The 25909-nt window shown below is 61.3% G+C and carries 23 protein-coding genes; 8 read left to right on the top strand and 15 right to left on the bottom strand.

Annotated elements, in window-relative coordinates; translation table 11 throughout:
- Positions 1–14: 14 nt before the first annotated feature.
- A complete protein-coding gene (locus tag L1K66_RS14215; protein WP_252258450.1) occupies positions 15–353 on the bottom strand; it encodes a tRNA-binding protein in 339 nt (112 codons plus the stop codon).
- Positions 354–475: 122 nt separating this feature from the next.
- On the opposite strand from L1K66_RS14215, the gene L1K66_RS14210 reads away from it, so the two are divergent.
- Genes L1K66_RS14210 through L1K66_RS14190 form a run of 5 tightly spaced genes read left to right on the top strand, consistent with a single transcriptional unit; the run spans position 476 to position 5269 of the window.
- A complete protein-coding gene (locus L1K66_RS14210; protein ID WP_252258449.1) occupies positions 476–955 on the top strand; it encodes a (2Fe-2S)-binding protein in 480 nt (159 codons plus the stop codon).
- A gap of 3 nt (positions 956–958) precedes the next feature.
- Complete coding sequence (locus L1K66_RS14205; RefSeq protein ID WP_252258448.1) at positions 959–3211, top strand: xanthine dehydrogenase family protein molybdopterin-binding subunit; 2253 nt, start codon at positions 959–961, stop codon at positions 3209–3211.
- A gap of 34 nt (positions 3212–3245) precedes the next feature.
- Positions 3246–3710 (top strand): c-type cytochrome, encoded by a 465-nt coding sequence (locus L1K66_RS14200; protein WP_252258447.1) that lies wholly within the window; start codon positions 3246–3248, stop codon positions 3708–3710.
- Between the two features lie 22 nt (positions 3711–3732).
- Positions 3733–4680: an XdhC family protein gene (locus L1K66_RS14195; protein ID WP_252258446.1), complete on the top strand. Its 948-nt coding sequence runs from the start codon at positions 3733–3735 to the stop codon at positions 4678–4680.
- Complete coding sequence (locus L1K66_RS14190) at positions 4673–5269, top strand: nucleotidyltransferase family protein (RefSeq protein WP_252258445.1); 597 nt, start codon at positions 4673–4675, stop codon at positions 5267–5269. The genes L1K66_RS14195 and L1K66_RS14190 overlap by 8 nt, the downstream gene beginning before the upstream one ends.
- Here L1K66_RS14190 and hemN read toward each other — a convergent pair.
- From hemN to L1K66_RS14135, 11 genes are all read right to left on the bottom strand, one after another.
- A complete protein-coding gene (hemN, locus tag L1K66_RS14185; protein WP_252258444.1) occupies positions 5253–6563 on the bottom strand; it encodes an oxygen-independent coproporphyrinogen III oxidase in 1311 nt (436 codons plus the stop codon). The two genes, L1K66_RS14190 and hemN, sit on opposite strands and share 17 nt — an antisense overlap.
- 45 nt (positions 6564–6608) lie before the next feature.
- A complete protein-coding gene (locus L1K66_RS14180; RefSeq protein WP_252258443.1) occupies positions 6609–6830 on the bottom strand; it encodes a hypothetical protein in 222 nt (73 codons plus the stop codon).
- Positions 6827–6979, bottom strand: a complete 153-nt coding sequence (gene ccoS, locus L1K66_RS14175; RefSeq protein WP_034955154.1) for a cbb3-type cytochrome oxidase assembly protein CcoS — start codon at positions 6977–6979, stop codon at positions 6827–6829. The genes L1K66_RS14180 and ccoS overlap by 4 nt, the downstream gene beginning before the upstream one ends.
- Positions 6976–9108: a heavy metal translocating P-type ATPase gene (locus L1K66_RS14170; protein ID WP_407931993.1), complete on the bottom strand. Its 2133-nt coding sequence runs from the start codon at positions 9106–9108 to the stop codon at positions 6976–6978. The genes ccoS and L1K66_RS14170 overlap by 4 nt, the downstream gene beginning before the upstream one ends.
- 2 nt (positions 9109–9110) lie before the next feature.
- Positions 9111–9572 (bottom strand): FixH family protein, encoded by a 462-nt coding sequence (locus tag L1K66_RS14165; protein WP_252258442.1) that lies wholly within the window; start codon positions 9570–9572, stop codon positions 9111–9113.
- Complete coding sequence (ccoG, locus tag L1K66_RS14160) at positions 9572–11149, bottom strand: cytochrome c oxidase accessory protein CcoG (protein WP_252258441.1); 1578 nt, start codon at positions 11147–11149, stop codon at positions 9572–9574. Before ccoG ends, L1K66_RS14165 begins: the two co-directional genes overlap by 1 nt.
- Positions 11136–12089 carry a cytochrome-c oxidase, cbb3-type subunit III gene (gene ccoP / locus L1K66_RS14155; RefSeq protein WP_252258440.1) on the bottom strand — a complete coding sequence of 318 codons (954 nt, stop codon included), beginning with the start codon at positions 12087–12089 and terminating at the stop codon, positions 11136–11138. Before ccoP ends, ccoG begins: the two co-directional genes overlap by 14 nt.
- Positions 12082–12243, bottom strand: a complete 162-nt coding sequence (locus L1K66_RS14150) for a cbb3-type cytochrome oxidase subunit 3 (RefSeq protein ID WP_252258439.1) — start codon at positions 12241–12243, stop codon at positions 12082–12084. Before L1K66_RS14150 ends, ccoP begins: the two co-directional genes overlap by 8 nt.
- A complete protein-coding gene (ccoO, locus tag L1K66_RS14145) occupies positions 12240–13007 on the bottom strand; it encodes a cytochrome-c oxidase, cbb3-type subunit II (RefSeq protein ID WP_252258438.1) in 768 nt (255 codons plus the stop codon). The genes L1K66_RS14150 and ccoO overlap by 4 nt, the downstream gene beginning before the upstream one ends.
- A gap of 12 nt (positions 13008–13019) precedes the next feature.
- Positions 13020–14684 carry a cytochrome-c oxidase, cbb3-type subunit I gene (gene ccoN, locus L1K66_RS14140; RefSeq protein ID WP_252258437.1) on the bottom strand — a complete coding sequence of 555 codons (1665 nt, stop codon included), beginning with the start codon at positions 14682–14684 and terminating at the stop codon, positions 13020–13022.
- Between the two features lie 99 nt (positions 14685–14783).
- A complete protein-coding gene (locus L1K66_RS14135) occupies positions 14784–15575 on the bottom strand; it encodes a Crp/Fnr family transcriptional regulator (protein ID WP_252258436.1) in 792 nt (263 codons plus the stop codon).
- Positions 15576–15696: 121 nt separating this feature from the next.
- On the opposite strand from L1K66_RS14135, the gene L1K66_RS14130 reads away from it, so the two are divergent.
- Complete coding sequence (locus L1K66_RS14130; protein ID WP_252258435.1) at positions 15697–16368, top strand: OmpW/AlkL family protein; 672 nt, start codon at positions 15697–15699, stop codon at positions 16366–16368.
- A gap of 107 nt (positions 16369–16475) precedes the next feature.
- On the opposite strand, the gene L1K66_RS14125 is transcribed toward L1K66_RS14130, so the two are convergent.
- A complete protein-coding gene (locus tag L1K66_RS14125; protein ID WP_252258434.1) occupies positions 16476–17864 on the bottom strand; it encodes a DcaP family trimeric outer membrane transporter in 1389 nt (462 codons plus the stop codon).
- 149 nt (positions 17865–18013) lie between these two features.
- Here L1K66_RS14125 and acs point away from each other — a divergent pair, with 149 nt between their 5' ends.
- Positions 18014–19945 carry an acetate--CoA ligase gene (gene acs, locus L1K66_RS14120; protein ID WP_252258433.1) on the top strand — a complete coding sequence of 644 codons (1932 nt, stop codon included), beginning with the start codon at positions 18014–18016 and terminating at the stop codon, positions 19943–19945.
- A gap of 13 nt (positions 19946–19958) precedes the next feature.
- Entirely contained in the window at positions 19959–20609 is a 651-nt protein-coding gene (locus tag L1K66_RS14115) for a response regulator transcription factor (protein WP_252258432.1), read from the top strand.
- Here L1K66_RS14115 and L1K66_RS14110 read toward each other — a convergent pair.
- Together L1K66_RS14110 and L1K66_RS14105 are read right to left on the bottom strand one after the other, a co-directional pair.
- Positions 20561–23953 (bottom strand): PAS-domain containing protein, encoded by a 3393-nt coding sequence (locus tag L1K66_RS14110; protein WP_252258431.1) that lies wholly within the window; start codon positions 23951–23953, stop codon positions 20561–20563. The two genes, L1K66_RS14115 and L1K66_RS14110, sit on opposite strands and share 49 nt — an antisense overlap.
- A 170-nt stretch (positions 23954–24123) precedes the next feature.
- Entirely contained in the window at positions 24124–25899 is a 1776-nt protein-coding gene (locus L1K66_RS14105; protein ID WP_252258430.1) for a sodium:solute symporter family protein, read from the bottom strand.
- Between the last annotated feature and the right edge of the window lie 10 nt (positions 25900–25909).

The raw sequence follows: 25909 nt of genomic DNA, 5'->3' as shown, positions 1-25909 counted from the left end.
AAGGGACTTAATAATCAGGCCATTCGCGAACCATTGGGCACATCGCTATCCGGCCCGGCGAGCACTATTGCGCCATCGGCATCGGGAAACCCGAGAACCAGCACTTCGGACATGAAAGGCCCGATCTGGCGCGGTGGAAAGTTGATCACGGCCATCACCTTGCGCCCGATCAGCTTTTCCGGAGTGTAATGAGCGGTGATCTGGGCCGAGCTTTTCCTGACCCCGATTGCGTCACCGAAGTCGATCCACAGCTTGATGGCGGGCTTGCGCGCCTCCGGAAACGGCGAGGCGTCAATCACGGTGCCAGCGCGAATATCGATGGCAAGAAAGTCGTCGAAAGAAACCGTATTCATGCTCCAACGTTAGGACGTAACAGGCAAGCGCGCCATGCTGTTCCGCCTTTCACCCTTTCCAAGGCGGCCAGCGCGGCATAGATTGCTATTCGAAACTCAAGGTAATTCGGGGGAAGCCGGAAATGGTAAGCTTCATTCTCAACGGAAAACCGGTCAGCGTGGATGCTGATCCGGCGATGCCGATCCTGTGGGTCGTGCGCGAAAAGCTCGGGCTTTCCGGTACCAAGTTCGGCTGCGGCATTGCGCAGTGCGGCGCATGCACGGTGCATCTCGACGGGCAGCCCGTGCGCAGCTGTTCCACCCCGGTTTCGCAGGCCGAAGGGCGTCAGGTCACGACGATCGAAGGGATCGCCGGACCGGAGGGCGAACTCACCAAGGTGCAAGAGGCCTGGATCAGCGAGCAGGTGCCGCAATGCGGATATTGCCAGTCGGGCCAGATCATGAGCGCGACGGCGCTGCTGCGTGACAATCCGAACCCGACAGATGCGGATATCGATGCCGCCATGTCCGGCAATATCTGCCGCTGCGGCACCTACACCCGTATCCGCCGCGCCATCAAGGTAGCGGCCGGACAGGTCGAACCCAGCACGCAGGAGGCCTGATCCATGAACGACATGACTCCTGAAAAGAAAAAACGCTCGAAATTGGCCAAATGGAGCAGGCGCGGTTTCATCGGTGCAGGCGTACTGGCAGGCGGCGGTTTGCTGATCGGCATAGGTGTGCGCCCCGGAAATCCAATTGGTGCGCTCGCGCCCAAGGTTGCGGCGGGCGAAGGCGAACAGCTGATCAACAGCTGGGTCAAGATCGACATGGACAACATCGTCACCGCGATCGTCCCGCATTGCGAGATGGGGCAGGGCGCGCATTCAGTGCTGGCGCAAATGCTGGCGGACGAGCTTGACGCGGCGTGGGACAAGGTGCGCGTCATGCAGGCGCCCGCTGACGGCAGCTATGTGGTGACTGACACCGCGCGCATGTTCGTTGCCCCTTTCACCATGAACGCAGCCGACTGGATCGAACCCACATGGAACGGCCTTTTCACGCAGGTGGCAAGGCTTGCCGATGCCATGATTACGGGCGGGTCTTCCTCCATACGTACCACAGGCCAGCATTCCATGCGCGTTGCAGGGGCTGCGGCACGCAAGATGCTGATCGGTGCTGCGGCTGATGCATGGGGTGTTCCCGCCGCCGAGATCGCGACGCGCGACAGCACTCTGTTTCACGAAGCCTCCGGCAAGTCGGCGACCTATGCGGAGTTTGCGAGCGCCGCGGCGGAGCAGCCGATGGATCAGACCCCGACGCTCAAGACCAGCGATCAATATCGCCTGATGGGCCGCAGCAAGCCGCGCACGGACATTCCCTGCAAGGTCGATGGCTCGGCCAAGTTCGGTATGGATGCGGTGCCCGAAGGCCTCGACCTCTCCTATGCCGCAGTTGTCCGGCCTCCGGTTCCCGGAACCAGCGTCACCGCCATGGACGCGAGCCGCGCGAAGGACATGCCGGGTGTGCTGCAAATCCTCAACATGGGCGATTTCGTGGCTGTCGTGGCGGATAGCTACTGGCAGGCTCAGCAGGCGATCAACACCGCCAAGATCGACTGGAGCCCGTCGGACAGCCCGATCAAGACGATGGACGATCAGTTCGCCGTCTTTGCCAAGGCACTGGACGAAGCGGGCGAAACCGGGGGCAAGGAAGCCGCCGCAAAAGGCAATGCGCAAGATACGCTTGGCACGGCGGCAAAGCGAATCGACGCGGAATATCGCGCTCCTTACCTCGCGCATTCACCGATGGAGCCAATCAACTGCACCGCGCATGTGACTGATAGCAAATGCGATATCTGGGCAAGTACGCAGGTTCCGCTGATGGCGCGTAGCGCGGTGGCGGATACGCTTGGTTTGGATAAGGACGCGGTTTCTGTTCACCAGGACTATCTCGGCGGCGGCTTCGGGCGGCGGCTCGGCAGTGACGAAATGGCCATGGCGGCGCGGATCGCCAAGACGACAGGCTATCCGGTCAAGGTCGTTTGGAGCCGCGAAGAGGATACGCAGAAGGCCTATTACCGCTGCGCAGACCTGTGCCGGATGCGTGCAGGGCTGGACGCCGATGGCAGGCTGATCGCTTATGACAGCGTTTTCACCCAGCGCCATGATCCGGCCGAAGCCAGCGTCCCCGCGATGTATGGCATTGAAAACACGTCAATTCGCGTCGCTGAGGCACCGCTTCACCTGCCGTTTCAGGCATGGCGTTCGGTCGATCATTCGCAGCAGGGTTTCTTCGTCGAGAGCTTTATTGACGAAGCCGCTCACGCTGCCGGGCAGGATCCGCTTGAATACCGCCTTGCCATGTTGGCCGATGCCTCTCGCCAGAAAGCGGTGCTCGAAAAGGTCGCACAGATCAGCAATTGGGGTGAAACCTTGCCCGAAGGTAAGGCAAAAGGCGTCGCGATCGTTGAAAGCTTCGGCACCATTGTCGCTGAAGTGATCGAAGTCGACATGACATCGGGGAAGCCGCGCCTCAGCAATATCTGGGCAGTCTGCGATGCGGGCTATGTGATGAATCCCGACGGGTTCAGGAACCAGATCGAAGGCGGGATCGTGTTCGGTCTGACAGCTGCGATGTATGGCGAACTGGAGCTGAAAGACGGTGCTGTCGTTCAAAGTAACTTCCATGATTACAAGATGTTGCGCATGAACGAAGTGCCCGAGATCGCCGTCGAATTGATCAATAGCGGCGATGTCCCGATTGGCGGAGCGGGCGAGCCCGGACTGCCTCCTGCGGCACCTGCTCTGGCCAATGCCATCTTCGCTGCAACCGGCAAACGTATCCGCGAATTGCCCATCGCAAAGCAATTCGCGTAAGCGCGGCTGAAAGCGGCCTAAAGGGGACATAAGGATGCACAGAAACGCGTTTCTCGCGGCAAGCCTGCTTACAGTGATGGTGACGGCCTGCGGTTCGGCGGAGCAGCCGGAAGTGGTCGAACAGATCATCGTGCGCGAGCCGGGCGAACCCGAAACTGCGGTCGATCCGGCTGGCAATGACGAAGCGGTCGATCTGGTCGCATTGGGAGAAGATGCGTTCCAGATGTGCACCGGTTGCCATGTCAATGAAGCGGGTGCTCCTTCGACTGCTGGGCCGAACCTGCATGGCGTTATCGGGCGCACCGCCGGCGGATTGGAGGGCTATCCCTATTCCGATGCGCTGATCGCTTCGGATATCGTCTGGGACGAGGCGAGCCTTGACGGCTATCTAGCCGATCCGGCCGGTTATCTTCCGGGCACCGACATGCTCGCAGGCGCGGTGCCTGATCCTGATGCCCGCGCCGCGATCATCGCCTACCTTGCGAGCACCGGCGAATAGCCGGAGCAGGGCGGCCAAAGGGGTGGACACCTCCCGCGTTCTAGATTTCCTGCATGATCGCCAGAGCCGGGCCGAACGAGCCGTGCTTGTCACCGTTTGCGCGGTCGAAGGGTCTTCGATGCGCAACCTCGGCACGATAATGGGGGTGGCACAGGACGGCAGCTTCGCCGGATCGCTTTCGGGCGGATGTATTGAGAATGCGGTGGTTGCCGAAGCACTGGAAGCCCTGAAGGCCAATGCACCGCGTATTGTGCGGTTTGGCGCAGGCTCGCCCTATCTCGACATCAAGCTGCCGTGTGGCGGGGGGCTGGACGTGCATTTCCAGCCGCTCGGCGATGGCGATCTGATGGAGCAATGCCGCAAATCGATCCGCGAGCGTGCACCCTTTTCGATTTCGCTGGGTGACACGCCCCGGCATCTCGACAAATGGCACGCGCCGACATTCGATGGCGAAAGCGGCACGTTCGGCTATTGGCCCGCTCCGGTTCTCCAGATCATCGGGCATGGTGCCAGCGTCGAGGCGCTGGCACGGCTGGGGCGGACGCTCGGCTGCTGGATCAAGGTGTTCACGCCCGATCAGCGGATAATCGACGGCTTAACGGCGGAAGGCATCTGGGCCTATCGGCTTGCCCGGGCGAACCAGACGGACGTGCTGGGCGGCGATCCGTGGACGGCGACGGTTTTCCTGTTCCACGATCACGACTGGGAAACGCAACTGATGCTGCGCGCGCTGGAATTGCCGCATTTCTACATCGGGGCGATGGGCGGGCGTAAGGCGCATGCGCAAAGGTGCGAGGCCTTGGCAAAGTGCTGCGCCACCGCCGAACAGATCGCCAGCATCCGCGCGCCCATCGGCCTGTTCCATTCCTCCCGCGATCCGCAGACGCTGGCGCTGTCGGCGCTGGCCGAAGTGATCCGCGCCTATGACGAGGCCGATTTCGCGGCAGGTGCAGGATACCCGAATGGTTGAAGTCCGCCTTGGCGTGGCGATCCTTGCTGCCGGGCAGTCCCGCCGCTTTGGCGAGACGGATAAACTCACGGCAAGGCTGCACGGCAGGATGCTGGGCGAACACGTCGCGCGGACGCTTCGTGGGCGCGACTTCAGCATGGCCGCCGTCATCTGTGCGAGCGATGCGCACCCTTGCGCGCCTGTCTGGCGCGAATGCGGATTTGATGTGGCGGCCAATCCCGATGCAGAGCAGGGGATGGGCACTTCCGTGGCGATGGCGGCCCGGCTGGCGATGGAGGCAGATTGTGACAGGCTGCTGATCGCATTGGCCGATATGCCGATGGTGCCTGAAGCTTTCTATTCGTCGCTTATCCGATCCTGCGATGGCTCCGGAGGAATCTTCACCTCCGCAATCGGGGGCACCCGAATGCCGCCTGCGGTGTTCGGATGCGACCATTTCCCGGCGTTGGCGAAATTGCATGGCGACAAGGGCGCGCGCGAACTGCTGGCGCTGGGCGAGACATGTCCTTGCCCGCCGGAATGGCTCGTCGATGTCGACACGCCGGAAACGCTCGCCGCGCTTGAATCGGGTGTCAGATCGCCGAGCTAAAGCGTTTCTGGGTCGTCTCGCGGAAGCGATCGAACAGCGATGCGATCACCCGCGCATAGGGCAGGCCCGAAGGCGTGATCGTCAGTGTCATGCCCTCCAACGTCGCCAGTCCGCGTGCGAGGAAGGGGGCGAGTCGATCCTGAACCTGCGAAAACAGGCATGGGGAAAGCTTGGCGTTGCCCTTGCACAGCAGCGCCTCGATCAGGCGTCCGCGCATCTGGTCTTCGGCTGAGCGCACGATACCTACCGATGCCGAAAGCCTCCCTTGCGCTGACAGCACACGGTAACGGCCATTCTTCTTTTCATTTTGCGCGATCAGATCAGGAAAGCCGCTGATCGACGAAGAGCCGAGACCGATAAGCACTTCGGCGGTATCATCTGTAAATCCCTGAAAATTGCGCCGCAGCGTGCCATCGCGCGTGGCGATCGCCATGGAGTCGCTGGGCAGCGCGAAGTGATCGAAGCCGACTGCCTGGTAGCCATTGCAGGTGAAGAAGCGGAAGCCGTCCTCGGCCATTGCAAACCGTTCTTCGCGGCCGGGCAGATTGGTGGCATCGATCATCTTTTGCCGGGAAACGAGATGCGGAACATGGGCATAGCCGAAAACCGCGACGCGATCTGCGCCAAGCAGGCGGGTCTTTTCCATGCTGTCGACGAGATCGCCTCTGGTTTGTCCCGGCAGGCCGTACATCAGATCGAAATTCAGCGACGTGACCCCGGCTGATCGCAGCCAGTCCGTGCTCTGGCAGATCAGGCTGTCGCTCTGCTCGCGTCCGATGGCTTTCTGGCAATGCGGGGCGAATGTCTGCACCCCCATGCTGGCGCGAGTAACGCCAGCCTCGCCAATCGCGCCGGCCCAGCGCGCTGACATGGTGCGCGGGTCAAGCTCTATCGACCATTCGGTGTCATGCAGCCGGAAATGGTGGTTGATCGCATCGACGATGGAGATGAATTCATGCGGCTCGATCGCGTTGGGGCTGCCTCCACCAAAGGCGATGCGCCGCACCCGCGCGCTGACGGGAAGCAGGCTGGCAACGATCTCGATTTCCTCGTGCAGCGCGGTGAGATAGCTCTCTACCCGCTCACGCCGTCCCGATGCCCCGGTGTTGCAACCGCAATAATAGCAGATCTTCTCGCAGAACGGGATGTGGAGGTAGAGCGAGACATCGCCCGTGCTCCGCTCAATCGCCTGCTCTATCGATCCGGCGGGAAGCTGGCCGAAATCGGCAGCGGTGGGATAGCTCGTGTAACGCGGTACGGGCGTTTCGAGCAGGTCAGGATGATATGGCCACATGAGAACGCTTAGAGCGTTCCACCGCATCCGCGTCTTTGAGTGAGATCAATTTGGGAGTTTGTCCGCTCTTTTTGATTTCTCGCGACAAGTCCCTGCGTGGCATGCCTGTTGATGGCAATCGCGCTTGTCCTGTGGCGCTTCATCACCCAGCGAAATGGTGATTTCGCCCCCGCCACACAGCGAAACCGTCAGTCCCTCGGGTTCCTGCGGCAGCGGGCCGGTGATCATGGGGATCAAGGCGATCAGGGCGATGGGGGCAATGTTCATGACGCGTCCTGTTCGTCATCGATCAGGATGCGCGCTGCCGCGCCGTCCATGTCTTCATACTGGCCATCGCGCATCGCCCAGAAGAATGCGGCAAGGCCCGCCGCGCCCATCAGCAGCGCGATCGGGATGAGGAATGCGAGGCCGGTCATGCAATAGGCTCCTTCGCGCTGCCCGCCAGCCGCAGCGAATTGGCCACAACCACCAGCGAACTGACTGACATGGCGATCGCGGCGATCAGCGGCGTGACATAGCCGAACAGCGCCAGCGGGACGGCCAGCACATTGTATCCGATCGCAAAGACAAAATTCTGGCGGACGATCTGCATGGTGCGCCGTGCGACACGGATCGCGAGCGCAACCGGCATCAGCCTGTCACCGATGAACACCGCGTCGGCGGCCTGCTGGCTCGCGTCGCTGGCGGTGCCGGGAGCGATGGAGGCGTGGGCAGCGGCGAGGGCGGGGCCATCGTTGAGGCCGTCGCCGACCATCAGCGGGCGTTTGCCGGAACTGCGCAATTCCTCAAGCGCGGCAAGCTTTGCCTGCGGGCTGACTTGGGCGCGGGCCTGCATGCCGAGCGTCTGCGCTGCCGCTTCCACCGCCTCGCTGCGATCGCCGGAAAGGATGCTGGCTTCGATCCCCTGATCGCGCATGGCCGCAATCGTCTCTGCCGCATCGGGGCGCAGCGGATCGCTAAAGGTAATGGTTTCGACAGCATCGCCGATGCGCAGTCTCGTCGCCAGATCGGCGGAATGGCTGTCGGGCCGTTCCAGCGCGACGCGCAGTCCGTTCCATGTGCCGGACAATCCCTGACCGCTGATTTCCTCGACGCCTTGGACAGCTGCGGCCTCTACCCCTTCGCGGCGAAGGCTTTCCGCCAGACCGCGGCTGAGCGGGTGGCGGCTCGATTGTGCAAGGCCCAGCGCCACGCTGCGGGCTTCCGCATCAAGGCCGGAGATATCCGCGCGCGGTTCGCCAAGGGTAAGCGTGCCGGTCTTGTCGAACAGCGCAACGTCGGTTTCGGCAAGCCGTTCAAGCGCGCTGCCGTCTTTCACCAGAAGCCCGCGCTTGAGCAGCGCGCCAGAGGCGACCACCTGCGCTGTCGGCACGGCAAGTCCCATCGCGCAGGGACAAGTGATGATCAGCACCGCAATCGCGATGACAAGCGACTGGTGCCAGCCCGCTCCGGCGATCATCCAGCCCACGAAAGCAAGCGCGGCGAGCGTGTGGACAGCGGGAGCATAGGCGCGGCTGGCGCGGTCGGCGATGCGGACATAATGGCTGCGCGATTGCCCGGCTTCGTCCATCAGCCGTGCGATTTCAGCCAGCGCCGTGTCATCAGCGGTGCGGGTCAGGCGCATACGGAACGGAGCGCCGAGATTGATCGCGCCGGCATGCACCTTGCTGCGGGGGCCGACAGGTTCGGGCGTGCTTTCCCCTGTCAGCATGGAATTGTCGATCGTGCTGGTGCCGTCTTCGACTTCGCCGTCAGCCGCCAGCGCTTCTCCGGCTGCGACCAGAACCAGCATTCCCGGCTCCAGATCGCCAGCCGCCATGCGGGTGGTGGTGCCATCGGGGCCGATAACGCTGGCGCTCTTGCCCATCCGGCCCAGCAGCGCACCGATCCCGGCGCGGGTGCGGGTGCGCATCTCTGCGTCCAGCGCTCGTCCCGCAAGCAGGAAGAACAGCAGCATCACCGCGCTTTCGAAATAGGCATGACCGCCCCCGGTGATCGTCTCGTAGAGGCTGAGAGCGGTTGCCAGGATCACCCCGATCGAAATCGGCACGTCCATGTTCGTGCGGCGATACTTGAGCGCCATCCACGCAGATGAAAAGAACGGCCGGCCCGAATAGGCGATCACCGGCATCGCGATCAGAGCGGACAGCCAGTGGAACAGCTCGCGGGTGGCCCCTTCCGCGCCCGACCAGATGCTGACGGAAAGCAGCATGATGTTCATCATGCCGAAGCCCGCAACCCCCAGCGCGCGCACCAGCGTCTTGCGCTCCTGAGTTTCGACCCCCAGCGGATTGGCCTCGATTGGTTGCGCTTCAAATCCCAGCTTCAGCAGCGCTTCCGTCAGATCCGCTTCTGTCACGGACGGATCATGTTCGACCGCGACCCGCTTTGCCGAGAAGTTCACCCGTGCAGCCGCGACACCATCGAGTTTGGGCAGTTCGCGCTCGATCTTGGCGATGCACCCGGCGCAGCGCATTCCGGGAACGGTGAAGCGCGTGCCTTTCAGCAGGGCATCGGTTTCATGGGTAATGGCGGGGGCTGCAATGTTCACTTGAGCTCGCTTTCCTCGGCCCAGCGCTTGTCGCCCGCTGCGATGAACAGCCGCATGGTCCAGCGTCCCCCGTCAACCGGTTGGCTTGAACGGTAGACGCCATTGCCAAGGTCTTCGAAGGTGAGGCTGGCGAATTCATGATCGCCAAGCGGACGGCGCAGTTCGGCCTTGATGTCCGCTCCCGCCGGCACGTCCGTGGTCGTGATCACGACGAAGCCCGCATCCTCGCGGCTGGCTTGCACTTCCCAGCCAAGTGCGCGCGAGGCCTCCGCATCTTCCATCCAGCCGTTGAATTTCTGGCTTGCGACATAGGAGTTTTCGACCACCACCCCGTGGAAGCCCCCCACGGCCAGACTCGCCATGTAGAAATTCACCGCAACGACTATGCCGAAACCGACGACCAGCACACCCACCATGTGTCGGCCGGTGAAGGTCCCCTTGCGTGAAGTCTGGGCCATCAATTGCCTCCCGGAGTGCTAAAGGTTGTTTCTTCCCGATCCTGTTCGCGCTGTTCGTCAAGCGAAGTCAGCTGGAAAACGAACTGATCGGCAGTGGTCCCGGCGGGGATGGTGACATAGGCACGCACCACCCTCGTTTCATCTGCCGGAACGTTGATGGTCTGGATAGGAGCGGCGGCATCGCTGCCGATCCGGTCCGTCCACATCACCGCGCCTTCGGGAAGTCCGACCAGCGCCACTTCCATGTCGCGGGGCCGTGCTTCCATATTGCGCAGCCGCAGCGTGTAGGCGTTGCGAACCGCGCCGTCCTTAAGCAGCATATAGGGCGGGTTGCGATCGGGCGAAACCGTCAGGTCGGTGTGAGTCCGCGTACCCAGCGCAAACAGCATGGCGAGGCCGATGCTGGCCCAGATCCCGGTGTAGATGAAGGTGCGCGGACGCAGCAGCGCCTTCCAAGCCGGCTTTGGCGCGGCACCGGCAGCCTCCGCTTCGCATTGTTCAAGCGTCGCATAATCGATCAGCCCGCGAGGGCGGCCGATGTCCTTCATCACCCGGTCGCACGCGTCGATGCACAGTGCACAGGTGATGCAACCGATCTGCTGACCTTCGCGGATGTCGATCCCGGTGGGGCACACCGCCACGCACTCGCGGCAATCGATGCAGTCGCCGTATTTCTCCGGCTCCTTCTGCGCTTTTTTAAGGCTGCCGCGCTGTTCGCCGCGCCAGTCCTTGTAAGTGACGATCAGCGACTTTTCGTCGAGCATCGCCGCCTGGATACGCGGCCACGGGCACATGTAAATGCACACCTGTTCGCGCATGAAGCCTCCCAGCCAGAAAGTCGTGCCGGTCAGGACGGCCACGGTCATGTAAGCGACGGGCGCGGCCTCTCCGGTGAAGAAGTCCCGGAACAGCGTGGGCGCATCGGCAAAATAGAGGATCCATGCGCCGCCGGTCAGCATGCTGATCAGCAGATAGACAGTCCATTTGCTGCCCCGGCGCGCGATCTTGGCAGGCCCCCAGGGTGCCTTGTCCAGCCGCATGCGCGCATTACGATCACCGTCGAAGAACCGGTCAACATGCTGGAACACATCGGTCCAGACCGTTTGCGGGCAGGCATAGCCGCACCATGCGCGGCCCACGGCGCTGGTCACCAGAAACAGGCCGATCCCGGCCATGATGAGCATGCCGGCGACGAAATAGAATTCGTGCGGCCAGATCTCGATATCGAACATATAGAAACGGCGGTTGGCGAGATCCACCAGCACCGCCTGATCAGGGGCGTAGGCGCCGCGATCCCAGCGGATCCACGGGGTCACGTAATAGATCGCCAGCGTGACGACCATGACCAGCCATTTGAAGCGGCGGAACGGGCCGTCGATCCGCTTGTTATGGACGGCCTTGCGCTTTTCATAGAGCAGCGTCGATCCACCCGGGCCGCCCGACAGGACGGGCTTGGGCTTTGGCTGACGGTCGGACGGCGAGAGGATGCCGTCCGACGCTTCAGCTTCAGTCACTCCGGTTCGGTTGAGAGCTCCCTGCCAATCGCGGGATTTCTCGATTTCATCAGAGTCGGCCATTGCCCTTGTCTTCCTGCGCCTGAGCGACATCATCCGACGGAGTTTCAGGCTCCGCCACCGGCGTTTCCGCCTCGAAATCCTCACCACCACCACGCGAGTGGACATAGGCGGCGAGCATCTTGATCGTCACCGGATCAAGCTTGTCACTCCAGCCCGGCATGACGCCATGGCGGGGGCTCAGGATTTGCCGACGGATATTGGCTTCGGAATTGCCATAGAGCCAGATCGCGTCGTTGAGTGCGGGTGCACCCTGCGTACGGTCACCGGCGCCTTGCGGGCCGTGGCATGCGGCACAATTGTCAGCGAACAATTGTGCGCCTGCCGCGCTGCCAGCCCCTTCGCCGCTGAGCGAACGGACATGCGAGACCAGCGAGTTGACCTGGCCTGCGTCGAAGATACCGGCGAATGCAGGCATGAAGGTGATGCGGGTCTGGTCCGAGCCTTCCCAACGGATGCCGTGAGTCAGGGTGTATTCGATCTCGTTCAGATCGCCGCCCCAGATCCAGTCGTCATCGTTGAGGTTGGGGTAGCCGTATTGTTCATACCCTGCGGCGCCTTGTCCGTGGCACTGGACGCAGTGCTGCTTGAAGGCCGCAGCGCCGCCTGAAATGGCCTGGCTCATCAGCTCTGGATCAGCAGCAAGCTGTTCCATGTCGGTTGCGGCAATGCGTTCGAAGATTTCGGTGCGCGATGCCTCTGCCGCGCGCATTTCTTCGGCCAGCACTCCGCGCGAAGACCAGCCAAGCGTGCCAGCCGTAGCCTTTTCGACCATCGGCCATGCGGGATACAGCACCACATAGACGATGCTGAACAGGATCGTCGCGTAGAAGGTCCACAACCACCAGCGCGGCAGCGGGGTGTTCAGTTCCTCGATCCCGTCCCATTCGTGGCCGACAAATTCGGTGCCGGTCGGTTCGTCGATGCGTTTTTGGTCAGACATGATCGTCTTCCTTGAAAATCGAGTTCTTGGCTTGCTCTACGCCTTCGCGTGAGCGCGGCAGGAAATGCCATCCGCAAAGCAGCAGGTAGAGCGCGAACATTATCGCCAGGCCGTAGCTGTCGGCGAAGTGGCGCAGAGTTTCGTAGAAGCTCATCGGCCCTTCTCCTCTGCCAGTTCGGCCTGTGCGGCGGCGCTATCGACATCCACCAGCGTGCCGAGCATCTGGAGGTAAGCGATCAGCGCGTCCATTTCGGTGACCTGATCGGGATTGCCGTCGTAATCACGCACCTGCGCCTTGGGATAGCGTTCCTCAAGATCGCCCGGATCCAGATTGGGATCGGCCTGCGCGAACATGTCGTTTTCGGCCATGTCGATGTCGATCTGGCTGTACGGCACCCCGACCCGGCTCAGCGCCGTGAGGTTGGCCGAAATGTCCGCAACCTTCAGCGGGGTTTCCGCGAGGAAGCTGTATCCGGGCATGATGCTTTCGGGCACCACGCTTTGCGGGTCCTTGAGGTGCTGGACGTGCCATTCGTCGGAATAGCGCCCGCCAACGCGCGCCAGATCAGGCCCGGTGCGTTTCGAGCCCCATTGGAAGGGGTGATCGTACATCGATTCCGCTGCGAGGCTGTAATGGCCGTAGCGTTCAACCTCGTCGCGGAACGGGCGGATCATCTGGCTGTGACAGACATAGCATCCTTCGCGGATGTAGATGTCGCGGCCGGCCTGTTCGAGCGGGGTATAGGGATGCATACCCTCTACCTTCTCGATCGTGTTGTCGATCCAGAACAGCGGAGCGATTTCCACGATCCCGCCGATTGCGACAGTCACGAATGTTGCCGCAGCGAGCAGGGTGATGTTCTTCTCAAGCTTCTTGTGGCCCTCAAAGGCGCCCTGATTGGGTGAGTTGGTGCTCATCTTCGTGGCTCCTTATTCTGCCGGTTGGGCTTGGGGTTGGACGATCGGACGATCGGCGGCTTCGTTGTGCGGCGTGTCATCCATCGGGGCTTCTTCACGCTGGTGGCCAGCGATCGTCATCCAGATGTTGTAGACCATCAGGATGGCGCCCGAGAGGTAGAGAAGGCCGCCAAAGGCACGCATCAGGTACATCGGGTGCAGCGCCGAGACGGTGTCGATGAAGCTGTTCACCAGATACCCGTCCGAGCCGTATTCACGCCACATCAGGCCCTGCGTGATCCCGGCGACCCACATGCTCGCGGCGTAGAAAACGATGCCGAGAGTGGCGAGCCAGAAGTGCCAGTTGATCATGCGCAGCGAATACAGACGCTCCTTGTTCCAAAGGCGCGGCACCAGGAAGTAGACGCAGGCGAAGGTGATCATGCCGTTCCATCCCAGCGCGCCGGAGTGGACGTGGCCGATGGTCCAGTCGGTGTAGTGCGACAGGCTGTTCACGGCCTTGATCGACAGCATCGGACCTTCGAAAGTGCTCATGCCGTAGAAGGCGAGCGCCATCACCATCATGCGGATGATCGGATCGGTGCGGATCTTGTCCCATGCGCCGTTCAGCGTCATCAGACCGTTGATCATGCCGCCCCAGCTGGGCATCCACAGCATGATCGAGAACACCATGCCCAGCGTCTGCGCCCAGTCGGGCAGCGCGGTGTAGTGGAGGTGGTGCGGACCTGCCCAGATGTAGAGGAAGATAAGCGACCAGAAGTGGATGATCGACAGGCGATACGAATAGACCGGGCGATTGGCCTGCTTCGGCACGAAGTAATACATCATCGCGAGGAAGCCGGCGGTAAGGAAGAAGCCCACCGCATTGTGGCCGTACCACCACTGGGTCAGCGCGTCCTGGACACCCGCAAAGGCACTGTAGCTGCGCGATCCGAGCAGACTGACAGGCATCGCCAGATTGTTGACGACATGCAGCATCGCGACAGTGACGATGAAGGCGAGGAAGAACCAGTTGGCAACGTAGATGTGCGGTTCATGCCGCTTGAGCAGCGTGCCCACGAACACGACGAGGTAGGCAACCCAGACGATGGTCAGCCAAAGGTCGACGTACCATTCAGGCTCGGCATATTCCTTCGATTGGGTGACGCCCAGAAGGTAGCCGGTCGCCGCCAGCACGATGAACAATTGGTAGCCCCAGAACACGAAGCGGGCGAGGCCGGGCAGGGCGAGCTGCGTGCGGCAAGTGCGCTGCACTACGTAAAAGCTCGTCGCGATCAGGGCGTTGCCGCCGAATGCGAAGATCACCGCCGAAGTGTGCAGCGGGCGCAGCCGGCCGAAGTTCAGCCAGGGTTCGAGGTTCAAGACCGGAAAGGCCAGCTGTGCGGCGATGAACACACCTGCAAGCAAGCCCGCCAGCCCCCAGAACATTGTCGCGATGACACCCCAGCGCACCACATCATCGTCATAGTGCGACGGGTCTGTAGGCATCTTGAAGATGCTTTGCGCCTTGGCCATCGGGTCAAAGCTGGTGAGTGTGGCAACCATCAGGATCGCGGCAACCAGCGCCACAATCCCCATGTGAATGGCAAAGCCGCTATCCTGCGCGCCAGCGATAGCGGCTATCGCTGCACACAGGACAAGGGCCCAGGCCCCGAACCTTCCGAGTACTGATTCCATGATTTCGATCCCTTTGTTCTGATCGCGTGTCCCATCCCTTTGCGATCAGGCAGTTTCTTGTAATTGATCTAGGTCAAATTTGGCTCTGGCTGTCCAAATCTATTGACACCCCCCGCGCGAGGCGAGGGCGTCAAGGTTGCACAGGCGGATGCCTGATCGTCCGTTCGTCTCAATCAGCCCTTCGGCCTTGAGATCGGCGAATTGCCGGCTGACCGTCTCGATCGTCAGGCCCAGACTGTCGCCGATATCACGGCGGCTCATGGGCAGGTTGAATTCGCATTCGCCGCTGGTGCGTCCGCAAATCCGTTCAGCAATCGACACCAGGAAGTCCGCAATCCGCTGGCGCGCGGATTTGTGCCCCATCTGCATCATGCGGGTGCGGCTGCGGTGAAGGGCCTGCAGCGATCGGGCGAGCACAGTGCGAATAACCGCCGGATCGTTTTGCGCGACATCCAGAAACTGGTCCGCTCTGAAGATCACGACTTCCAGATCGCTTAACGCTGCAAGTCGGAAATCCCCGTCGGCCTGACGCAGGACCGAAACGATGTCGCCCGGGAAATGGAACGCCAGCACCTGTGTGCTTAGGGTCGGATTTTCGGCTTCATCGCCGCTCGCGCCCCTCGCGGGAGACGATGCGAATAGCTTTGCCGATCCGGAAGCGATGAAGACCAACCGGTCTTCGTCCGGGTCTACCGGTAGTTCCCCACCCCGTACAATCTGCTGATATTCGCCGACCGCGCACAGCTTTTCTGCAATCGTATCCGAACCGGCATCCCGCACAAGCGTATCGCGGAACGCATCCATGCTGGCCTGTTCAGGAGTGATCGTGACGGTCGCCATAATGGTGACCGAATGCATCGTCTGACCGGCATCGTCTTTGATCAGAATCAAGATGCGGCATTTTGATGTCGATCAATGAAGAGCGGCGAATCTTCAGCCAATTGCGCCACCACAGGCAGCAAAAACCCTGGGTCGCGGAGGGCGGCCACTGCTGCTGTTAGAGGAAGGAACTATGAAGTATATTATCGCCTCAGCCTGCGCAGGGATCGCGCTGGCAGCTTCGCCCGCAGCGGCTCAGGATCGTGCCGGAGACGTGCAGGTCAAAGTCGTAATGACTGGCGTTCTGCCCGATGGTGAGATTGATAGCGTGAATGTCGATCTGGTCGGCCTTCCGGCTGGCACCGATACGGCAGCCAGCGACAATTATGTCCCGACCATTGCGGTTGAATACTTCTTCACCAACAATTTTTCGATCGAAACCATTGCCGGGACCACCCAGCATGACGTCGATGCCGTATCGGGACTGCCCGTCGGCGCCGAACTGGTTTCGGATGCCTTGTTGCTGCCCGCGACGGTAACCGCGAAGCTTCACTTCGATGCTGGCGGTGTGAAGCCCTACGTTGGTGCGGGCGGTGCCTATTTCATCTGGCTTAGCGACAAGCCGGGCGCTGCGACCCTGCCTTTGGGCGTTACCGATACCGATCTTTCGGATGAATTCGGATTTGTCCTCCAGGCTGGCGTCGATGTGCCAGTTGGCGATGACGGGTTTGGCATCACCCTTGATGCCAAGCGCTATTTCATCGGCACCACTGCACGCTGGTTTGCCGGCAACACGCTGGCCATCGAGACCGAGCACAACCTTGACCCCTGGGTCGTCAGTGCAGGCGTAAGCTACCGCTTCTGATCCTGCTTCAAGGCAGAAACAAAACGGCCCCGCAAGCACATCGCTTGCGGGGCCGAGTTGTTTGCGGAGCGGGTGAGAGAGGTGGTTCCGCTCCGGAGGGTTGTTGATCAGAAGTTGTAGCGGGTCGAAAACTGGATGCGCTGCAGATTGCCGCTGCGCCCGTCTTCGAGAATGCGCTCCGCGTACATCAGTTCGATACCGATATCGAGCGGGCTGACAGGGTTCCATATGATGTTGGCAAGCGCGTTCCAGCTCTCGTCGGTCACCTGATCGCTGGTCAACAGAACAGGATTGTCCGCCTTGAAGTAGGAACCGGCGATCGTCGACCTGACCTTGTCCGACCAGTAATGGCGATAGGCGGCGAAACCTGAATAGGTGAAGATCGGATCGAGCATGCCGTTGGCATCGATCGCAGCGTCGTTGACGATGTTGAGGCCAATGTATCGCCCCAATCCGTCGCCCGCGGTCGCCATAAAGCGGAAATCGTCCCGCTCCCCGACATTGATCTTGCCTGAAACACTGAGGCCATAGGCCATGGCGGAATCGTCGACCCCGTTCAGGTCATCCTTGGAGACGTGCAACTGGCGCAGGATACCGGCAGTCGAGATCGAACCCCAGTCGCCGCTCCAGTTATAGCGCGCCACGAAATCGGGCAGTTGATCGTCCCCGGCCAGGACACGGGCCCCGGTGTTCGTGGTAACGGCGGTTTCTGGCTGCTCCGCCGCCAATTGCAGCCCGCCCTTGGTCCAGCGGATCTGCGGCTGACGATCGAAAACAGTGCCGGGAGTGACCCCGATGAAATCAAGGCTGTCGGGCAGCGCACCGACATTCTGGAAAGTCGACCACGATTGCCCGAACAGCCAGTTGTCATATGTGATGAATGCCTGGCGAAGACGCGGGGTGAAACTGTTGGAAATTCGCTCGTCACCACCGTCTGTCACGTTGAAGTCCAGCTCGATATGCGAATTGAGCTTGTGCTCGGAACCGACATCGGTTGCCGTCTTCAGGATGAATCGCGTCTGGCGCGCGCTGAACTCGGTATCAAAGCCCGATGATGCTCCGCCAACAGGGATCGCCGCAGGGATGAGGAAATCGCGCAGGATGGAATTGCCTGGCAATTGCCCACCGCTTGTGCGCTGGCTGATCGCATCCAGTTTCACATATCCGGCGTAGGCGACGGTGGTGTTTCCGACCCGGAAGCCCTTGTCTTCCTGACCGCGTGGTTCGGCAATCTGTTCTGCAAGTTCTGCCTGGCGGGTCTGCAGCGCCTGCGTGGCTTCGAGCAATGCGGCACCTTGTTCACGCAAGTCAGCCTGTTGCTGTTCGCTTGCACCCTGCTGCGCGTCGAGCCGTTCGATCAGGCCGGCAACCATCGCCTCAAGCCTGTCGAGTCGGTCCTCCACCGATTGCTCTTGCGCCAGAACCGGCGAAGCCGTGAGGCACGTTGCGCCAAGTAAAACCATGCGCAGCGACCCGCGCAGTCCTTTCAGTCCCATGGAATTCCCTCCCGTCCGTTATTTATGGCCAGCAGGTCTGCCGCGTGCTTGCATCGCCGCACAGCTAGCGGATAGTCGTAAGACCATTGTCTGAGACGAAAGAGATGGGAGCAGGGAGTATGGTGGATTCACAAAAGAGGAGACTCGCTGTGATCGAAGCCGTTCAACGTCCGCAAGCCGACTACGCCACGCATTGCGTCGCCGAGCAGTATCAGGAGATGTACAAGGCGTCCGTCGAAGACCCGGATGCTTTCTGGCTTGGCCAGGCACAGCGACTCGACTGGATCAAGTCGCCGACCAAGGGCGGAGAATGGTCTTTCGATCCGGCGCAGATCAGCTGGTTTGCCGACGGGACGTTGAACCTCTGCTACAACGCGGTGGATCGCCAGCTCGAAACTCGCGCTGATCAGACCGCGATCATTTTCGAACCCGATGATCCTGCGACCCCGGGCCGAACGCTAACCTATCGCGAATTGCACGGCGAAGTCATCCGCATGGCCAACGCCCTCAAAGCCATGGGTGTAACGAAGGGTGACCGCGTCACGATCTACATGCCGATGATCGTCGAGGGTCTGCTGGCGATGCTCGCTTGCGCCCGAATCGGGGCGATCCATTCGGTTGTCTTCGGCGGCTTCTCTCCGGAAGCCTTGGCCGGACGGATCGAGGATTGCGGAAGCCGGTTTGTCGTCACCGCCGACGAAGGTCTGCGTGGATCCAAGCGCGTCCCGCTGAAGGCGAATGTCGATGCCGCACTGGCGGAGCCCGATCATGAAACGCCGCTCGATGGGGTGCTCGTGGTGCGCCACACCGGTGCCGAGATCGCGATGGAGGAAGGTCGCGACCACTGGTACCACGATGTGGCTTCAGACGCGGATGTTCCGTGCGAGGAAATGAATGCGGAAGACCCGCTTTTCATCCTCTACACCTCCGGTTCCACCGGCAAGCCCAAAGGCGTGCTCCACACCACCGGCGGCTATGGCGTATGGACCGCGACGACGTTCAACTACATTTTCGACTATCAGCCGGGCGAGGTGTTCTGGTGCACCGCCGACATCGGCTGGGTCACCGGTCATAGCTACATCGTCTACGGCCCGCTGATGAACGGGGCGACGCAGGTGGTGTTCGAAGGCGTGCCCAACTACCCCGATCACGGGCGGTTCTGGGACGTGGTGGACAAGCACCAGGTCAATATCCTTTACACCGCGCCCACCGCGATCCGGGCGTTGATGCGCGAAGGCAATGATTTCGTCACCAGCCGCAGCCGCAGCAGCCTGAGACTGCTTGGTTCTGTTGGTGAACCAATCAATCCCGAGGCATGGCGCTGGTACTTCGATGTCGTGGGCGAGGGTCGCTGCCCGATCATCGACACCTGGTGGCAGACTGAAACCGGCGGTTGCATGATCACGACCCTGCCCGCCGCGCACGACATGAAGCCCGGCAGCGCGGGCCTTCCTTTCTTCGGGGTCAAGCCGCAGCTGGTCGACAATGAGGGAGGCGTGCTTGAGGGCGCAGCCGAGGGCAACCTCTGCCTCGTCGGTAGCTGGCCCGGTCAGGCGCGCAGCGTCTATGGCGACCATGAACGGTTCCAGCAGACCTATTTCTCTACCTACAAGGGCAAATACTTCACCGGTGACGGGTGCAAGCGTGACGAGGACGGGTACTACTGGATCACCGGCCGCGTGGACGACGTGATCAACGTCTCCGGCCACCGAATGGGTACCGCCGAGGTGGAAAGCGCTCTGGTGCTGCATGCCAAGGTCGCCGAAGCCGCAGTGGTCGGCTATCCGCACGATATAAAGGGGCAGGGGATCTACTGCTACGTCACTCTCAACGCAGGCGAGGAAGGCTCTGACGAGCTGTTCAAGGAATTGCGCGCATGGGTTAGGCAGGAAATCGGCCCGATCGCAACGCCGGATCACATCCAGTTTACCGACGGCTTGCCCAAGACTCGATCGGGCAAGATCATGCGCCGCATCCTGCGCAAGGTTGCCGAAAACGATTACGGCTCCCTTGGTGATACATCGACGCTGGCCGATCCGTCGCTGGTCGATCGTCTGATCGAGGGCAGGCAGAATCGCTGAGGGGAGCGCGCGCATGCGTGTCATCATCGCCGATGATCACCCGCTGTTCAGGACGGCATTGGGTCATGCGGTTTCGAAAGTCTGGCCCGAAGCCGAGGTGATCGAAGCGAGCAGCGCAGGCGCAGCGCGTGAGGCATTGTCGCAAGGCGAGGCTGAAGCGCTCCTGCTCGATCTGCACATGGAGGATTCGAACGGGCTGTCCGTGCTGATGGACCTGCGTCAGGATTTTCCCGCGCTCCCGATCGCCATCGTCTCGGCGAGCGAGGAACAGCGGGTCTTTGCGGCGGCGAGCCAGCTGGGCGCGGCGGCTTTCATCCCGAAATCCTCCAGCCTGGAGGAAATGCGGGAGGCGTTGGCCGCGGTGCGCGACGGGGACGGCTGGTTTCCTGCCAATGATGCCAGCGATGATGATGATCTGGCCCGGATCGCCAGCCTTACTCCAGCACAGCGGCGGATACTCGGGGCGATCCGGCAAGGCCTGCTGAACAAGCAGATTGCCTATGATCTCGACATCAGCGAAGCCACGGTAAAGGCCCACATCACTGCCATCTTTCGCAAGCTTGGCGTGGGCAATCGCACTCAGGCCGTCCTGCTGGCAGCCAAGCTGGATGTCGATCAACCCGTGGCGGATTCGGCTGCGGGCTGTTCACCCAGTTGCTCCTGAGCGAGGCACGTCGAGATCAGCGCTCGCAGGGCGGCGGGGGATGACGGCTTGAGCAGGCGATTGGCTCGCATCCGCTGAGCGGCCTTTTCGGTTTCTTCCGATTCCTCGGCTGTGAGCAGGATGACGGCGGGCGCCGTTTCCCAATGCTCGCAAAGAGCCGCGTAGACAGCATCACCGCGCTCTTCCTCATCCAGTCGATAGTCCATTATCACCATGCGCGGCGGTTTGGGGCGTTCCCGCAGCGCTTCCGCCAGCGATCCTGCACAAGTCACCGACAGGCCCCATTTCTCCAGCAGCGCAGAAGTCGCGCTCAGCGCTGAGGGATCATTGTCCACCACAAGCACATCGGCCGCACCAAAGCTTTGCGTGGGGCGTCCTGCCGACTTGCGCGGCTGCGATGCCTGCCAGTGCAAGACGGGCATATGCAGTGCGAACCGGCTACCCTTGCCAATGCTCGAAGTCGTTTCGACATGGATGTCGAGCAGCCGGGTGGTGCGCCTGACGATGGCGAGACCGAGGCCGAGCCCCTCGCGATCGGTCGATGTGCCCCGGTTGAATTCGTCGAAGATCGTTTCACGGTCCTTGGCCGCAATGCCGCGGCCCGTGTCGTGAACGCAGATGCGGATCTCCGTTCCGGCGCGACGTACTCCCAGCAACACGCCGCCTTTCTCGGTGTATCGCACTGCGTTGCTGACCAGATTGCGCACCACGCTTGTGAGCAGGGCGCGGTCGCTTTCCACCCATGCACTGGTCCGTACGCGGCGGAAGGTGAGACCCTTGGCCGCAGCCTGTACTGCAAATTCCCGCATCACTTCGTCAAAAATCTGGTCGACCGCCAGAGCTTCGATCTTCGGTTCGATCCCGCCGCTGTCGAGCTTGGAAATGTCCAGCAAGGCCCGGATCAGGCGATCCGCCGAAATGATCGAACCGTCGAGGTCTTTCACCAGACGTTCGAGGCCTGCTTGCCCTGCCACTTCCTCACCCAGAGCCGATGCGAAGAGTCGAGCGGCATTCAGCGGCTGGATCAGGTCATGGCTAGCTGCGGCCAGAAAACGGGTTTTTGATCGCGTTGCCTGTTCCAGTGCGGCGTTGGCTTCGCTCAACTGGACGGTTCGTTCGGCAACCTTGCGTTCAAGCTCCTGTTCGGCCCGACGATCAGCGGTAATGTCAGTGTATGAGGTGGTGTAGCCGCCCCCCGGTGTCGGCGATCCGACGATGCGCATGATCCTGCCATCGTGCTGTTCGCTTTCGATCCGATGCTCTCGTCCGGCTCGCATGTGATCGATCCGCCGCCCAACCTGCTGTTCGATTTCGTCCTCGCTCAGACTGGTGCGGGAAAGGTTGTAGCGGATCAGCTCCGCAATCGGCGTTCCGACCGCAACCAGGTCATCGGGCAGGTCGAACATTTCCTGATAGCGACTGTTCCACGCGACAAGGTTCATTTCCGCATCCACCAGAGCGACACCCTGATCGATGCTTTCGATGGCGATCTGAAGCAGTTCGCCGCTGAACGATAGCCGGCGATTGGTTTCGTCGAACATGGCGACGACTTCGGGCAGAGGGATGGGATCTCCGCCTGCCCAGGACGATACGAGCATCCGGGCAGAGGATGCGCCGATCACCCCCGAAATCGTTCGTTCGGCCATGTCGGTTACCACTGCGTCTGCCGCATCCCTGTCACGGTAGGCGCCTGGTAGTGCTGCGATGGCCGCATCTGCGCGATCAGGGCCGACGAACTGTGTGAGCAGCAGGCGGACATCCGCGACGCGCTTTGTGGTGAGAAACCTGGGCTTGGCACCGGGGCTTGGCGTGCCGACAAACGCCGCCGCCTGAGCCGCATCGATGATCGATGGCTGATTGATGGCAGACCCGATCCAATAGGCAACTACGTTGAGGCCCAAGCTAAGCGCGACGCCCGAAACCAGTGGGTCAGTATGAATTGCCAGAACCGGCGCGGTTCCTGTGGCCGCGGGAATGATCAGCAGGACAAGCCACATGGCAAAACCAGCCAGCAGCCCCGAGATCATCCCGCCCTTGTTACCGGATTGACTGAGCATGCCGAGCACCAGTCCGGGCGCAAACTGCGCGGCTGCGGCAAAGGCCAGCGTGCCAAGCCCGGCGAGGCTCCCAAGCTTTCCAAAGCCGAGGTAGAAAAGATAAGCGAAAAACAGCAGCGCCCCGATCACCAGTCGTCGGATCGTAAGCAGGCTTTGCGCGATTGCGCTACGATCACCTTTCCCGCTCAGCGCCTTGCGCAGCATCAGGGGGGCGATCAGATCGTTGGTGATCATGGTCGACAGGGCCACGCTCGCCACAACGATCATCCCGGCCGAAGCCGAGAAGCCGCCGATGAATACCAGCAGCGCCAATGCATTGTTGCCTGTCGCCAACGGCAAGGCCAGCACTATCGTATCGGCGTCTGTTCCTACAGGCAGGCTGTTCAATCCTGCCAGCACGATGGGGACGATAACGATCGATGTGACGATCAGATAGGCGGGGAACACCCATTGCATCGCCGGTGTGGGTCGGTCGCCGTCAGCCTCGATAAAACTCATGTGAAATTGCCGCGGGAGGCAAAGCGCCGCGCAGGCAGCGATCACCGTGAGAGTCACGAACCGTGCGTCAATCTGGGATGGGGAGAAGACGTCGCTGGTGGTGATCGCTCCGGTCTGGCCACCCGACAGAAGTATGAGAGCAAGGCCCGCCACCGCGATAAGCGCGACGAGTTTCACGATCGCCTCGACGGCTATTGTCAGGACCAACCCGGCATTGTCGCCTGCGCGATCGGCACGGCGCGAACCGAACAGGATGGCAAACAGCGCCATCAGTCCCGCAACCAGCAAGACCAGTTCATCCGTCGCGACCTGCGTTTCGATTTCTGGGCTCAACGTAATTAGCGAAGTGCTGACCGATTGCAGTTGCAGCGCCATGTAGGGCAGCGAGCCAATCGTCGCGATGATCGTCACCAGCGCGGCGACGCTGGCGCTCTTGCCATATCGCGCCGAAAGGAAATCCGCGATAGAGGTCGAATGCTGGGCTTTCGACTGGGCAAGGATCTTGCGCACCAGCCCAAAGCCCAAGGTAAAGACGAGAATGGGGCCCAGATAGATCGGGAGAAAATCAAGCCCGGCGGTTGCCGCGGTGCCGACCCCGCCGAAGAACGTCCAGCTAGTGCAATAGACGGCAAGGCTGAGCCCGTAGACGGTTCCCGAATTCGCTGTGAGCCATCGGGCAAAACTGCCCGTCTGCGCGGGCGTTTGCCCGGCCTTGTCCCGCCAGGCCGCGAGCCAGAACAATGCGCCAAGGTATATGCAAGCAGCAGCAATGGCTGCCCCGAACATCATGATCCCAGTCCTCTCCCGAAAGAAAGGCTACGCCAATTTCCCAAATGTGCAAGTTCGGCTGCGATCAAGTTCCTGCGAGGCAATGAAAAAGGGCGGCGTCCCCGTCGAACGCCGCCCTTCGCTTTTTCAGACCCTTGGTCCGGTCTGAAAGCCGGGATCCCTACCGGCAATCAGTGGGCATGGGCGTCCCCCGCACCGCGCGGCACGCGGATCGAGTCCACCAGCTTGCGGATTTCAACCGGGGTCTTCGCCGTGAAGCTTGCGACCGCGATGGCGACTGCGAAGTTGAGCAGCATGCCGATCACCCCGATTCCTTCGGGCGAAATGCCCAGCAGCCAGTTGTCAGCCACATTCGCCGCCGGATTGATCAGCTTGAAGTAGAAGATGTACCCGAAGGTGAACACCAATCCGGTGACCATCCCTGCAATTGCGCCTTCCTTGTTCATCGACTTGAAGAAGATGCCCATGAAGATTGCGGGGAACAGGCTGGATGCTGCAAGGCCAAAGGCGAAGGCCACAACCTGCGCCACCCATCCCGGAGGATAGATGCCGAGGTAACCTGCCACGAGGATTGCGGCGGTAGCGGCAAGCCGGGCTGCCAAGAGTTCACCCTTGGCCGAAATGTCCGGCTTGAAAGTGCTCTTGAGCAGATCGTGGCTGACCGAGCTTGAGATCACCAGCAACAGGCCCGCCGCAGTCGAAAGCGCAGCTGCCAAGCCGCCCGCTGCCATCAGTGCGATGACCCAGGCAGGCAGACCTGCGATTTCAGGATTGGCCAGAACCAGAGTGTCGCGGTCGACATAGACCTCGTTTTCACTGTCGGCATTGGGCGCGTTTGCCACCACCCGCTCACCCGAAGGACCGGTTTCGCCGGTGAATTCGGGCTGGCCTTCAAAGGCGGTGCCGGGGCGATATTGCATCACGCCGTCGCCGTTCTTGTCCTGCCACGCGTAAAGGCCTGCATCTTCCCAGCTGGTGAAGAAGGGTTCGACTTCGGTGTAAGCCACATCGTCGACCTTGTTCAAAAGGTTGTACATGCCGAATGCACCCACTGCCGGCGCGGTGGTGTAGAGCAGAGCAATGAAGATCAGCGCCCAGCCAGCCGACTTGCGCGCATCCGATGCCTTGGGCACCGTGAAGAAGCGCACGATGACGTGCGGCAGACCAGCGGTCCCCACCATCAAAGCCATGGTGATGCAGAACATGTCGATCGTGCTCTTCGAGCCCGCCGTGTACTGGTTGAAGCCCAGTTCAACGAGCGTGTTGTCGAGCTTTTGCAGCACCGACATGCCCGACCCGTCATTGATTGCCGATCCCAGCCCCAATTGCGGGATCGGGTTGTCGGTCAGCATGAAGCTGATGAAGAAGGCCGGCACCAGATAGGCGAAGATCAGCACGCAATATTGCGCGACCTGCGTATAGGTGATGCCTTTCATCCCGCCCATCACGGCGTAGATGAAGACGATCCCCATGCCGATGATCACGCCCATCGTGATCTCCACCTGAAGGAATTGCGAGAAAACAATCCCCACGCCGCGCATCTGCCCGGCGATATAGGTAAAGCTGATGAAGATGAGGCAGATCACGGCCACCACGCGGGCGGCTTTCGAGTAATATCGTGTGCCGATGAAATCGGGCACGGTGAACTGCCCGAACTTGCGCAGATAAGGTGCAAGCAACAGCGCGAGCATCACGTAACCGCCGGTCCAGCCCATCAGGTAGACGGAGGCATCGTAACCCATGAAGGCGATGAGGCCCGCCATGGATAGAAAACTGGCCGCGCTCATCCAGTCGGCTGCGGTTGCCATTCCATTGACGACCGGGTTGACCCCGCCGCCTGCGACATAGAACTCCTTGGTCGAGCCAGCTCTGCTCCAGATCGCAATGCCGATGTAGAGGGCAAAACTGGCGCCGACGAAGAGATAGATCAGAGTTTGCGTTTCCATTGCTCCGCCC

The sequence above is a fragment of the Erythrobacter aurantius genome, from assembly GCF_023823125.1.
GTDB classification, from domain to species: Bacteria; Pseudomonadota; Alphaproteobacteria; order Sphingomonadales; family Sphingomonadaceae; genus Erythrobacter; species Erythrobacter aurantius.
This window is presented reverse-complemented; position numbering and strand designations above follow the sequence as displayed.